Origin of the sequence: Paenibacillus sp. FSL H8-0332, assembly GCF_037963835.1 — a bacterium.
GTDB classification, from domain to species: domain Bacteria; phylum Bacillota; class Bacilli; order Paenibacillales; family Paenibacillaceae; genus Paenibacillus_AQ; species Paenibacillus_AQ rhizoplanae.
Window position 1 is genome coordinate 3,581,355 of record NZ_CP150145.1, and the last position, 13,400, is coordinate 3,594,754.

General features: G+C 39.5%; 8 protein-coding genes. 3 read left to right on the top strand and 5 right to left on the bottom strand.

Annotated elements, in window-relative coordinates:
- Positions 1-65: 65 nt before the first annotated feature.
- The 3 genes from NST43_RS15385 (at position 66) to NST43_RS15395 (ending at position 2,656) form a co-directional block, all read left to right on the top strand.
- Positions 66-956 carry a LysR family transcriptional regulator gene (locus tag NST43_RS15385; protein WP_339225191.1) on the top strand — a complete coding sequence of 297 codons (891 nt, stop codon included), beginning with the start codon at positions 66-68 and terminating at the stop codon, positions 954-956.
- Between the two features lie 111 nt (positions 957-1,067).
- Positions 1,068-1,280 carry a hypothetical protein gene (locus NST43_RS15390; protein ID WP_339225192.1) on the top strand — a complete coding sequence of 71 codons (213 nt, stop codon included), beginning with the start codon at positions 1,068-1,070 and terminating at the stop codon, positions 1,278-1,280.
- Positions 1,281-1,792: 512 nt separating this feature from the next.
- On the top strand, positions 1,793-2,656 hold the full coding sequence (locus NST43_RS15395) for a hypothetical protein (RefSeq protein WP_339225193.1): 864 nt from the start codon (positions 1,793-1,795) through the stop codon (positions 2,654-2,656).
- Between the two features lie 680 nt (positions 2,657-3,336).
- Here the strand turns inward: NST43_RS15395 and xerS are convergent.
- The 5 genes from xerS to NST43_RS15420 all read right to left on the bottom strand — a co-directional run bounded on the left by xerS (position 3,337) and on the right by NST43_RS15420 (position 13,063).
- On the bottom strand, positions 3,337-4,407 hold the full coding sequence (gene xerS, locus NST43_RS15400; protein ID WP_339225194.1) for a tyrosine recombinase XerS: 1,071 nt from the start codon (positions 4,405-4,407) through the stop codon (positions 3,337-3,339).
- A gap of 268 nt (positions 4,408-4,675) precedes the next feature.
- Entirely contained in the window at positions 4,676-5,542 is an 867-nt protein-coding gene (locus NST43_RS15405) for a hypothetical protein (protein ID WP_339225195.1), read from the bottom strand.
- Positions 5,543-5,825: 283 nt separating this feature from the next.
- Positions 5,826-6,980, bottom strand: a complete 1,155-nt coding sequence (locus tag NST43_RS15410; RefSeq protein ID WP_339225196.1) for a YARHG domain-containing protein — start codon at positions 6,978-6,980, stop codon at positions 5,826-5,828.
- Between the two features lie 411 nt (positions 6,981-7,391).
- Entirely contained in the window at positions 7,392-11,192 is a 3,801-nt protein-coding gene (locus NST43_RS15415; protein ID WP_339225197.1) for a hypothetical protein, read from the bottom strand.
- A 488-nt stretch (positions 11,193-11,680) separates the two neighbouring features.
- Positions 11,681-13,063, bottom strand: a complete 1,383-nt coding sequence (locus tag NST43_RS15420; protein ID WP_339225198.1) for a hypothetical protein — start codon at positions 13,061-13,063, stop codon at positions 11,681-11,683.
- Positions 13,064-13,400 lie beyond the last annotated feature (337 nt).

Sequence of the window (13,400 nt, forward strand, 5' to 3'; positions counted from 1 at the left end):
GTATTTGACTAACGAATAAATTGAATGTCTACTATTTCAATTTGGAATATAGAAGGGTGATCGATATGATAGATTTATTAGAAGGTCGTTTTTTTCTGGCCTTTATTGCTTTGCTTGAAGAAAAAAGTTTCAGTCGAGCTGCGGTTCGTTTAGGTTATGTTCAGTCCACAGTAACAACTCATATTCAACAGTTGGAAAAAATTAGCGGACAAAAATTGTTTCATCGATATCCACGAGGGATAGAACTTACAGAAGCGGGAAAGGTATTTTCAAAATATGCTTATCAGTATGTTCACTTAAGTCAATCCCTTAAAGAAAGTATGAACGAACTGGATCAGCCATGCGGAACAATACGTATTAGAACACAGGAATCTTTCTTTCTTACACGGATGCTTCCCTTTGTTCAGGAATACACAAGAAATTATCCAAACGTAAATTTGCGTATTGAACAAGGATCGTATCAAGATATCCTAAATGGTGTACTAGATTATGAGTTGGATTTTGGGATTGTTCCTCAAGATCCGAATCGCCAAGATATTCTTTTTTATCCAATTATGGAGGAGACGATTGTTTTTGCTGCATCTGAGGATATAGCTCGGAAAGTGAGAAATGCGGGATTTCAGATTCTAAATGACCAACTTTTTATCAGTAACGGCACATCTTGTTTGTATCATACGTCTGCTGTAGGTGTTTTAAAAAATGCTGGTATTATGGTTAAAGATGCGTTAGAGCTACCAAGTCTTGAGATGATAAAACAATATGTAAGCTGTGGAAAAGGTTTTGCCTTACTCCCTGAAATAGCTATCAACAACGAACTAAAGACGGGTACACTAAAGATCCTTCCGTTTAATTCCAAAATGAGTTTTTCGCATGGTCTAATTGTTCATAAAAATCGTGAGCTTAGTTTTACTGCAAAAAGTTTTCAATCTGAACTCCAGCGTTTTTTATGGGTATAGGGGTTAGTGAACATTCTGTCTAAAATTCGGTAGCTTTTTAAGCTATTATGAATATAAAGTGAGTAACTATTATGTTCAATTGTTAAACTAAAATCCGATGCGGATAAGGGCGTGGGGAAAAAAGAGAGCAATGGAGTTTACATCGGCAAGTACGGATACCTGAATCTGGAAGACAAGGCGAATGCCATTCAATCATTTGATAAAGCTACGGCTGGTCTACGCAAATATATGATGTTGGTGCCGACGGCCGCTAGCGTGCTTGAGGATAAATGGCCGCCTTATGCTTCCGGTGGTGATGAGATGGACCCCTGCAACCTTATATAATTTCAGCAAAGCGTACCGAGAAGAAGGGATACAGGGACTACAAATCGGACATCCTCCAGGTCGACATCGTCTGTTAACTGCAGAACAAGAGCTACAAGTCTATGAAGTTATAACGAATCAAACGCCCGAAGATCAGGGATTTCCAGCTCAGATGAACTGGACCTCTCCACTGGTTCGAAAATGGATCGAACACAAGTGGGACGTTCGGTATTCCGATCGGGTAACATGAGACCTGTTGTACCGTTTAAACCTTAGCTTTACGAAGCCAACTTACACACTGGCTAAAGCTGACCCGCAGAAACAAGATAGCAATAATTTTTTTTTAATGTAAGTCCCCTGAAAGAACGGCTTAATATCATTCAAAATAAAAATATTACTACAACTCAGCCTCCTAAGCTGTATAATATTGGAGGAAAGTAATTTGCTGCTTTTGCTGCCCGCAAACTATTCGTGATATGATCTGGCAAAGATGGTAAGTGCTTTACTATTAATTAAGCGGGGACAAGATTATTATGAAACGAAAGAGTTTGATTTATTCGTTATTACTAGCAATTATAGTATCAATTGTATCAGGGAGTGGTAGTATCCACGCGGCTGCGCGGAACATCAACGATATTGCGAAAGTGACCAAACCTACTGAGATTAAAGTTGGAGAGTGGAAGTCCTACGAAATAGCCATCACTGACTGGACCGATGCAGATGTTACAAACTATGACTTCACTCCAACCTCTTCCGATGAGAATATAATCAAGGTAGTCCGAAAAACACAATGGGTTACTGAACTTCATGCAATGAATAAAGGGGCGGCTACCTTAACAGTTAATATCGGAGAAAAGTTTGAACCTTATGTATTCACTGTTCAAGTAGTAGGTGAGTATACAGTCATTCCTGAACCAACTCCTGAACCAACAAAGTCGGTTGTTGTAAAGGAACTTACCCCAGCAGAAATTCAAGTAAAAATCATGGCACAGGACCTTTCAGATTTTACTGATCAGTTACATCTCATAAATAACTATGAAAAGAAAGCCATAACTACAATTAATCAATATAATAAAATCGTAAACAATTCAACAAGAAAATCTATCTTCCTGGCTTTAAACAATACTGTAGTGCCCAACTATACTAAATATGTATCCGGGTTAAAAAACATTAAACCCAATAAAAATAATGCAGAGTTGAAAGAAATATACAACTACCATCTGGCAGGGGCAAAACTCCAGCTGGAAGCGTTCATTTTAATGCGGGACAGCATGAAGACGACCAAAATAAATTTCACCAAATATAATGCGGGTGAAAAGAAGGGCGCAGAAGGCATAAAGCTATTAAATAAGGTGGAGGCGCTGCTTGATAAGTATACAAAAAAATACTTCGAATGAATTGAATATAAAAGAGCCCTTAAAGTAATTTGAGGGTTCTTTTTTAACTTCACGAGGACGCAGGGTATGTTCATCGGTTATGCGTCTCACGCAAACGGAAGGGAGAAGGAATTGGCCGTGAACTCATTCGCTACGCGGAGAGTTATGTTCGGGCCATTGGAAACAGCCGGCTTCGTCTCGACTGTATGGCCGACAACCCAAGACTGAATTCATACTACGTAAATCTAGGATACGTGTTGCAGGGTCGCTTTGACGCGGGCTCCTGGAGCGCGCACTTGTATGAGAGGGAGATCACCGCAAAAGCAGGAAGGTACAGGAATGAAGTGGAATAAATATACAACTATTTAATGGAATAAAAGGGTCTATATTGGACTACCGTTAGAATAGCGTCTTAGTGCACGCGGGAAACGTTAGTTCAACGACAACAGCGGCAGTCTAAGACTTTATTTATTAAGTCTTAGACTGCCACTGCTTTTATTATTGGATTAGTCTCGTGTTAAATCAATAACTTCATTTACTGCAAGAAAAAAGGGGGTTACTCAAAAAAGCGGACTAACACAGGAATAGCGTACAACAATGAACAATCAGTGATGCAAAAGGCTGTTAGTCTTCATACATACATATGTACAAAATACGGGTTTTGTGCAGATGTCTTAGAAAAACCGCGAAGCAACGCGGGTTTATCTATCCATATTGTTTACAGCATTACGCATCTCTTCATCTGTCAAGTGTGTATATATCATAGTTGTTTGTATAGATGAATGCCCTAATTGATTCTTTAACCTTGGTACATCGTTGTTTTCCAAATGGTATCGCGTTGCAAACGAGTGTCTAAGCGAATGTACTGTTAGGGAAGGCTTCCCAAAGGCAGTAGCGTATTTCTCAATCAGCTTTTCAATTGAACGTCCAGTCAAACGCCGGCTTTTTCCTTTACGGCCAACAGGTGCTGCAATGAATAAAAAACTATCGTTTTTTTCTGGTAAATATCTTGATTCCCTGATCTGCAGATAACTTTCTAAATCCATTAAGGCCTGTTTGCTAAAGTAAACGTATTGTTCTTTATCACCTTTGCGGATCACTCGAACTAATGCTTTATTCATATCCAGGTCATCCATATTAATGCCAGAAACCTCGGATAATCTAAGCCCAGAGCCTAATATCAACGAAACAATTGCAGTATCGCGTTCGCGGTTGAATTGATGAAATGTAAAAATCCGTTTATTATCCTTATGCATTTCGCCAAATTCATGGGCTACAAATTGTCTGAACGATTCAAAATCGTCTTCTCTAAGGATCTTTCCTTCAATGCGGTTTGCAATAGTTTCCTGGCTTTCTTTAACAGCATTCAGATCCATCTTGGCCATAACATTGCGTTGAATATAAGGCTTCAGGTCACTGGTCTCAGCTTTGTTCTGAAGGTAATCAAACAAAGATTTTAACGAGGATAGTTTTCGATTAATCGTAAGCTTCTTGTTTCCAAGCTGATAATCCAGGAATGACAAAAAGTTTTCAGTTTCACGGATGGTTAATCGCTCAAGTGTTTCTAATTGTATTTCTTTCCGGATTGTTGAAGTAATATTCTCAGCGATAAGCCAGTCGAAAAAAATAATGTAATCATGACAATAATTAAGAAGAGTCGTTGGAGATAACTTGCGTTTTTTGCTATCAATATATTCTGTAACATACCAAGGCAAAACAGAGAGTTTCTCATCAATTCGTTGCATGTAGTGCATTTTCATCTGTTTATCCATATATGTACGAACCTCCGTGAATCCAATATATCTCATTGTTATTTATTCGTCAAATTATTATTTTACGTAAATTAAATATAACTTAAGTGTTCGGTGAAAATAAAGTATTAGACTGGAGTCGTTGATTTAACGCGGTTTTTGAATTGAAGAATCGTCAGCTTTTGAAAAATAAGTTTTAGACTAATCCATTAAAAGAAGCAGCGACGGAACAAGACTTGAAAAATAAAGTCTTAGACTGCCGCTGTTGTCGTTGAACTAACGTTCTCCGTTAGTTCAACGATGATATGTCCATACAATGTGCCAGTCTTTTGGCTTCCAAGGGCAAACCGAGCGAAATAAGCTTGTCGCAGATCGCCTTGATAACTTCGTAATCATCCACACCTTGGAACTGACAATCACGGATAAAGCCAAATAGTCCCGCTTGCTCCGCGGTAGTAATATAGGACTTTAACCGTTCAACCTTCCTGTCGGGAATTTCTTTCATATGCCACGGGTGAGGAACTGGCCTGTTTAAGCAATCGACCGGAGTGCCCCGTACAGTGATCCCCAGACCATCGGAAGTAGTCACAATCAGTTCGTTCCGTCGTGCCCGCCGTACCTCTTGCATGTAGGCATATCCGTCAAGGATGGGCTGAAATCCGAATTGCTGCATAGCTTTGTCACGCACCTCGCTCTTCTGCCGTTGCCACTTCTTTTTGTCGAAATACTCATTCTCCTCCTCGTCGTCTCCTTCCTGCTCTTTCAAATAGTTCAGGTAGTTTACCTTGGATTCAAAATCGTTCAGCAGAAGCTCTTCATGAGCTGAAAAATGAAGTGTGAAAAAATCTCTGATATTTTTTGCGACTATCTTCGCACAATTTCCGAAATCCATGGGATCGACACGAATAATAGGCGCCAAACTTAAATCAGTTACGGAACCGAAATCCATCAAGAAGGAAAAATGAATGCCATCCATGCCTGTACCCGCGAACATGATCGTGTCAGCCGGAGAACTTCTGTAACCGCCGTTGTCCATTAGATCGAATTGCAAAAAATATCCTGTCGGCGTCTCCAAGTAAGGAACTTTCTGCGTGATCTCCTTCTCCCATGCCATGATTTCTTCCAGCAAGGGCGGTATTTTGTTGTAATGCACCATTATCCTCTATTCTCCTTTAAACAATCTTATTTGATTATTATAGTATAAGTAATGTAAAGATCGACCCATCAACGATACCCTACCGTCAAACGTATATCGCACTAAACTGCCCGTTAGCTGAGCAAAGGCAGCCCGATCCACTGACCGACTGCCTTTGTGTCATTATTGAGCTATCGTACCCCGTTAGCTTAACAGTTTATTACTCGTTAATCCGTCACCAGTGAGATTTAAATAAATGTCCATCTATACTTTTAGCAACGGGTCCTACACCGGCATCCTTCGTCTAATCATATAAAATTAGCCCGTCAAAAAAACAACTATAGTCGACGTACTCATCGCCTGTGGTGTACCAGACTTCCTTACCCGTGCTAGTTTGAAGCTTGATATGGCCGAGCTTGTCGTCACCCAGGAATTTCACGTTGTCTCCCGGTTCCAGCGAAAAGGCTTCGTCCACGCCATCTTTATGAAACCGCACGGCAATTTCCTTTTTGATCGTTAAAGGCGTCGGTGGTTCCATCGGATAAAAATCCTGTTGCTCTTCATGGAGAGAATGTTCGGCATCCAGACGGAATACCAAATTACGGAACCAGGTCTGAAAGTTACTGCTTTCTTTTGCGCTGACCACTCTCCCATGGCCGTCAAACATCGAGCTGTGTGCCGAGAAATCGGGAAGCTCACCTATTTGCTTGAGGGTTTCGCCGTCATAGGCATAGAAAGATGTTGATCGTAGAGAGACCATCTGCGAATCCATTTGAAGTGCAATCTCGAAATATGGATCATCAATATCCAGATCGACAATATCCACATAAGGAAGCAGCTCACTGTCCACCTCCATCGTGATGTTATTCACCTTCAGCTTAAAGACCCCTAATTCCGTTTCCGGCGGTATTAACTGGATCTCTTCTTCACGACCATCTCCGTTCAGATCCACTTTCATCTTCTTCTGTTTAAAGCCCGAATCGCCTATATAACCACGTAAATGGACGTCATCTGTATGAGAAGGTTCGAGCTTATAGCCAGCGTATTTGGCTTCGTAGTCACGAAGTAGCGCAACGTTCTGTTTCTCAATCGGGCTAAGATGCTCCTTGTAGGCAGAGTCTGCATGATACCAAGGCTTGGCGGCAAAGTAGTCCTTCAAATCCTTCTGTTTAAATACATACCCGTGCCTTGCAAATATCTCGTTGCGCGCAAGCTTTAGGATACGGTTGTCCAGACTGCCGATCTTTTCAGGGGATAGCAACGTATTCGAGCTGTCTTTCAAAATATACTCCCGTATTGCAACTGCAGCAGTAGAAGGAGTAGCAGTTGACTCATTTGCCACAACTAGATCACTAACCGCTCCTTCAGCGGCTTTCTCTTTTTCTGCATAAGTACAGCCTGAAACGATTAATGATAGGGCAATTACCCCATATGTAAGCCGAAACTTCCGAAAATCCATTTTGTTGACCCACTTCGTCATATGAATTTGATTTGATAATCGCATTTAGATATACCATAAAGTGGTGTTTATGGTATAGGAAAATGAGCCTTCCACTTCTGAGAAATCCGCGAATGTTTGTATCGTCTTTTGATTTGCATATTCTCTATCCTGCCCGTTAGCTTAATGCCCTCGACAGTCTAGTACTTTATTTTCTCAGTCTACAACTTTATTTTCTCGGTCTAACACTTTATTTTTCAGTCTAAAACATTATTTTTTTCTGACATTAAGCAATCCTATAGTTTGATGCGTCACTATAAATTAATATTTCTTATATTTGAAATGTTACTTTGCCATTGTTTCATATTATTGCTGTTCGAAAAATCCCCGAAATTTTATTCCGGGGACCTAGTAAAATGCTCTTGTTAGGTCTTAGTCCTCAAAAAGATTTTCAGATGCCTGAAGTTGTGACTCATATTCGTAGGAAGAGGCCAACTGACGAAGTACGTCTGCTAAGCGATGGTACCCGTGAAGTTCTACTTCTTCTGCTTGCTTCCTATATTTTTCAGCTAATTCTTTTTCCTCTTTACCTGCTGTCCAGGAGTGAACTCCTCTCGAGTTATACAATTCAGTTCTATAACCTTCCCGCATATCCTTAGCATCTTTTTCATTTAATACCTTGGCTGCAGAATGATGTATCCAAAGTCCATCTGGATCAGCAGGTGTATAAATGAGCACATGTCCAACCATAGTAAGTGCGACTTCCAAATGGCCTGATTCATGAGAAAGTTTTTTCACTTCTTCAAGCCAATTAATCAGAAAATCTCCATCGAATGTCCCTTCCCGACTACCTGGTGGTTTACTCCATTCTCTAAGTAAGTTATAAGCATTTGATGCTATATTTTTCTTATCCTCCGATGAATCATCTTCAATTTGTTGCTCTTCATTTTTGGAGCGAAACACTGTGCGTATGACCTGACAAAAAAAAGTTGGTTGTTCAGCTAGTTGTTGCTCTAAAATTTTTGGTTTTGCATCAGGATAATGTCGAAGCAAAGTCAAATAATTCCATTCTATTTGTGCAAGCTCATCTTGGTTTGTTTTCTCTTCATTCTGTAGAGCCTTAATAATCTCTACAATGTCATGAGCATCAATTGATTGAATACCCTTAGGGGAAGCAAGCACTGCTCGTAGCACACGCACAGCTTGTTGGCTATCAATAGTGCCTTTATCATGTAATAGTTTGTCCAGGCATTTGACAGCGGCATGCGGTCGATTATATTGAAGTAAACAATCAATTGCCCAATCCAATTGTTCTTCTGTTTCATATGGATTTGCATTTGTTAGGGACCAATATAGTATTTGGTCCTCTCCAAGAAGATTTTCTAACCTCCCCCACGTCTCTGAACTGAAAGGTAGATATACAAGCAGTTGCGCAATTTGGGGTTTACTCCAATTTGAAAAATCGAGATTATCAATCCATTGCCACCCATGTTTACGGAATGCCCCCAATATAAAGCCACCAACAAACCTCGACAATGAATCCATATTCGAAATAATTAATTCTGGAAGAATAGCTTTTTCAATAACGTCCTCCTCACCCAGTACGCCTGAAGCAAGTCCTACATACATTGGATGCTCAACAACCTTAGCAAAGTTTAGAAGCTCTTCAACACCCCCTGAAACCAAGATTTCCTTTACAGCGTTCTGTCTAAGCTCATCTAGCTTTCTCTGTTGTTCTTGATAATTCCCAAGTTCCTCAAATAAATGTGAATCATAGTCATTAAAGATTCGTTGGTTTCGATAAAATGGGTCTACGGGAGAAAGACTGTCGGCAACAGTTTGGACATTATCAACCATTTTCGAAGTTATTGACCACTTTGCATCTGAAAACTTTCTGTGTCTTAAAATAAGAACCGTAAGTTCATTCCATATTTTAAAGCGAGCTTCTTGAGGTAAACAAAGAACTTCTGGAGAACTCAAGTAACTTAACAGTTCATCACCCACTGGCTGGGGCAAGTCTGAGAAACGTGAAATTAATTCATTTAGTTTTGATAAATCATGCTTAGAAGCTTCTATTAGTAATCGTGCATATCCGGATATCTGCTCCCAATATTCTTGATTCGTAACACCTTTAGTCCAATCATCTGAAATTAGTTCTCTCCACGATGGCTTATGAGAACCTGATGAGACTTGATGTGAACTAGGAAGAAACTCTAATAGTAATTTCCACGCAACATCAGGAAACTCTAGGAAAAGGGTTGAGACAGCTACTTTTCTCTTTGAAACTGAGGCACTAGTCTGAGGCAACCACGGCAATAAGATAATCGAGAGAGAATTAGCAGGACGATTAGCCCAGTTTCCACCTGGATCTTTTTGAGCAAGTTCTCCAAGTATCATAACTACACGGGTTAAATATTCAGCATCCCAAGCTAAGGTTTCCAATGCCCAAAGTAATCCTGTCATGTAATTGTGCCCCATCAATCCTGTTCCCTCTTGCGAAAAAACGCTCTCAAATGGAGAGTGTTCATTTGCTAATGCTTCTTCAACTGAACCAAGAAATTCATTTGGAGCTGCCTCAGCAAATAATGGTAAAAGATCATTCAGGCTGGCCCAAAGGATCCAGTCTGCACCAAAAAAGAGTTCCCTAATTGTTGTGGAAGCCGTCATCACAGCTTTTGCTGAGGAACATGATATCAACGCTTGAGCTTGGCTTCCTAGCAATGCCAATGTTTCTGCTATCCCTTTCCTAATTAGCTTTGAATGATTTAAATTCTTACCGTATATACTAGCCGCATACCTCTGATCACCAGGTAAATCGAATTGAGGGTCGCGTTCTTTTAAAACTGTCAATGCAATTTCTTTAAATCGGTCGAGAAGTTCATCATATATTCGTGGTCCAAGAGCATACCATCCCTCGTATCGCAAAACAAACTTCCAGTTACCCTCTCTATTGATTAGGGGACTGTTCGAACGAAGCGAAATATCACGAATCTTTCCGATCCAATCCCCGTAAAGGTTTCCCGAAAGTTTCTCCACGATTGATTTATCTGCATCAGACCGTTCATTCCATGCACCAAGTAGTTCTGCAATAACAAGTTCAGCTGCATCCGTTCTTTGAGCCCATTCCGCCATCAATGAAAGATGTTGGATACATCTAAGTAAGGAGCTTAAATTACCGTCACTTTTCTGCGCTAGAGTACGTGCTCGTTCCTCGTTGTATCCGGCCTTAACCAAAGCTTCTTTCAATTGATAACTTTTAGGGTTTGGAATAGTAACTCTGTTCGGATGCGGTATCCCGCCTGGTCTTCCGCTAAAGATGACCAAGTGCCTGCCTCTACGTGCTCTTTCCAGAAGTTTTGTACTTGTTTCTGTCTCATCAAGGTCAAAATTTGCAACTAGAAAATGAGGTGTTTTCAGAGAAACCATTGCATTCCAAGCTTCCACATTCGAAATGATAAGACAGCGCCCGGCAATATCCACTTTCGATTCTTCATCTAAGGATGCAACATGAGCAGCAACAAAATCTGCTACCTGTTCAGGAAAGAGGGTGTCTACTTTAAGTTGAAACAATGTTCCAGAAAATAGTTCATTCAATTTATCACTAGCCCCATTGCGGTTAGTAAGAAAGACTTCCGGTGTAAGAGGCGGAGGGTCTCCTATAGTTTTTAAATCTCCCCAATGTTGCTCTGCAGTTTGTATGTACTGGATAGGTAAATTCATAATCTCTGCAAGCCATGTTTCTACAGCGGGAAAATGGTGCAACCAATCTATAAGTACGGATCCATCTATTACACGAACATAGGCCCACTCGTTGTTCTGTCGTCTACTATGTAACCATTCAGCTTGCGCGTTCTCTTTCCATGTATGCTGCCAATCCCTTCTACCAGAAAGCGGTGTAACGAAGACAAATGTTGATTCTTTCCTTACCTCTTCTGGAGTTGCGTCAGTCAATCCATGATAATCCGATGTTGCTTTGTCTCTAGCGTTATATCCAGTACCAATTTCCCAGAACGATCTCCCTTCAGGTACAAAAGGATCAAAACTATATTCAGTATTTAATAATCCGTCAGGACCTGGCTGTCCAATACTATCTCCTAGTGGAAACCTGCGCTCTTTCGGATTCGGAGAAGACACAGCAACCAATCGCCAAACAAGTTCAACTATTTTCCCTTGAGCTTCTCGTGTATTTCCACGTACCCACTCATCGAGTTGATTCTCATTTATTAGACTCATACTTGAACGCACCCCTTCTATTTTATAGAAATTGCTTAATCACAAGTTCGACAAAGATATCTGGTATACCTTCATAAAATGTTAACAGAGGACTACGGACTAAGTATTTTCATATAATGGTGATAGTCTCTAACAAATATAAAGAAGCCACACCAAATTGGAACAGCCCCTTTTTCTTTTCAACAGTATGTTTCCTGTTAAATGCATTTAACAGTTATTCCATATAGGAAATTATTAAGTGCCACTTTTTAATCGGTATCATCAAATTTTACGAGTAATAAACCGATTACCCCATAAGAAACATGCCGTAATTATGATTGGAAAAATTCTACTTGTGATAAATCGAAATCATGTGATAAGTAAAAGTTAGGAGGATCTTCATTCTTGATGCAATCCTCTAGCCGTAAAATATGAAGAAGTATCATTTTAAAATAGGTCAATGTCGATTAGAAATACTAAAAACCTGCTTTATTTAAAACACAGAGTATTCATATTCGAAGCTCCCTATAGTCTTCTCTACCGTCAGTAGCTTCGTCAATAATATACTCAGTAACCCGGATTCTTTCAAAACAAGTACTTAACAAGTAATAATGGATACCGAAATGATAACGATAAGGAACAGGGTTATAATGTTCAAGATTGTTATCTGTCGGGTATCTAAAACGTGAAGAAGTTTCATCCACTCCATTTACCAATTTTACATAAAAATCAATTTGATTTGAGTGTGGAATCGGAAAAAAATTCATTGGTCCTTCAGCATGCTTATCTTTAGAACCATTCCATAGTCCAAGCAGATTGTGTTTCTTTGTGCTTATTAACTCAATAGCCTCATCGTATTCTGCACATCTTGCACAAAGCTTTTTTAAAGATAATTCGATCGCATTGCGTAATAAATAGCAAACAGGATGATAACAGCTTATGTTACTTCTATGGTTCTCCGTAAAATCGCTTATTCGTTTTTTATATAGGTACTCGGCGCAATCGCTATACACATCCGCATAGCGATTGAAATCTGTTGGTCTGTAATCTTCACCTATAACACATCTCAAATAATAATGTCCACCCTCTTCTAAAAATTCGGAACTACAATCAGGGTTATCAATGAAATCGCCTAACTTGTCAACTGCATAAGGGATTTCATTACATTCTTGAGGCAACTCTATTATTAAACGTTGGAGCAAAGCAAAAGCATAACTAAACTTTGTTGAAAGCTTAATTAAATCTATATCTTTTCGTTCTTCGAACACCTTCTTAACTTTTAAATGTCGATCAAACACATCGTTAGTCATATGAAACTTGTAAGGGTATCGAAAAGAATCCGACACTTTATCAAACAAGCTTATATTGTCAAAAAAGTCTGCTAACCATGTATATCCTGCCTTATCTTGATCCGGATTAATAGGTAAGGCCGTCACCTCTTGATATAATGTGCTCAAATCATGTCGGGTTCTTCCAATGAATAACTTTCTCTCAGATTGATCCTGTACCTCTTGAAAATAAATCGCTTTGAGCAGAAGTTCTATACTTTGTCTGTACAGGTACACCGTGGGGAAAAAAAGTGTGTCTAGGCGAGCTATGCTTGACTCGCTGGCCATATAATAAACAACTTCAGCAGCGGAAATCTGAAAGTTAATAGCCATCACCAAGAAGTCTTTCGATAAATCATTGAAATGTTGAATTTCACCTAATGCTTGCTCCAATCGTTCACGTGAAGGATATTCTTCTTTTAAATAATCGTATAGCCCTTGTTCATACGCTTCTAACTCATCACGTTTTACTTTTTCACCATAGTAAATACTTATAATTCTATTCAGTTTATTCTTGCTTAAATTACTGCAAATAAGTTCTTTGTTAACGGATATAAATGTCAAATCAAAACCTCCTTTATTTATGCTTTCTTAGGCTTATTCCCAGTTACCATTACGTCATTATATAGTGTTTTTTAGTCTACGATATCTCATATATCGATATCGTATAGATCTCAGTTGCTCAAACTTCTCACAATATTCGATGTTAAAGCTTGACGAGGCACTTTAGAGATTTTTACATAAATTTCTTTTGGTGCCGATAAGGAAGTTCCTACTCACTTGCTCGTTAGTGAGATAAGATCACCCTGACCACTACGATAATTGCTGTGAACTATCACTTTCGTCTTATTTAGATGGCCAAGAGAGTCATATATGAAGCTCCCTACTGTAAAACTCTCCC

Bases quoted from the DNA above. Each gene is read 5' to 3' on its own strand.
- NST43_RS15410 (WP_339225196.1), bottom strand. From the start codon at position 6,980: ATGGATTTTCGGAAGTTTCGGCTTACATATGGGGTAATTGCCCTATCA.
- NST43_RS15385 (WP_339225191.1), top strand. From the start codon at position 66: ATGATAGATTTATTAGAAGGTCGTTTTTTTCTGGCCTTTATTGCTTTG.
- NST43_RS15405 (WP_339225195.1), bottom strand. From the start codon at position 5,542: ATGGTGCATTACAACAAAATACCGCCCTTGCTGGAAGAAATCATGGCA.
- NST43_RS15395 (WP_339225193.1), top strand. From the start codon at position 1,793: ATGAAACGAAAGAGTTTGATTTATTCGTTATTACTAGCAATTATAGTA.
- NST43_RS15415 (WP_339225197.1), bottom strand. From the start codon at position 11,192: ATGAGTCTAATAAATGAGAATCAACTCGATGAGTGGGTACGTGGAAAT.
- xerS (WP_339225194.1), bottom strand. From the start codon at position 4,407: ATGGATAAACAGATGAAAATGCACTACATGCAACGAATTGATGAGAAA.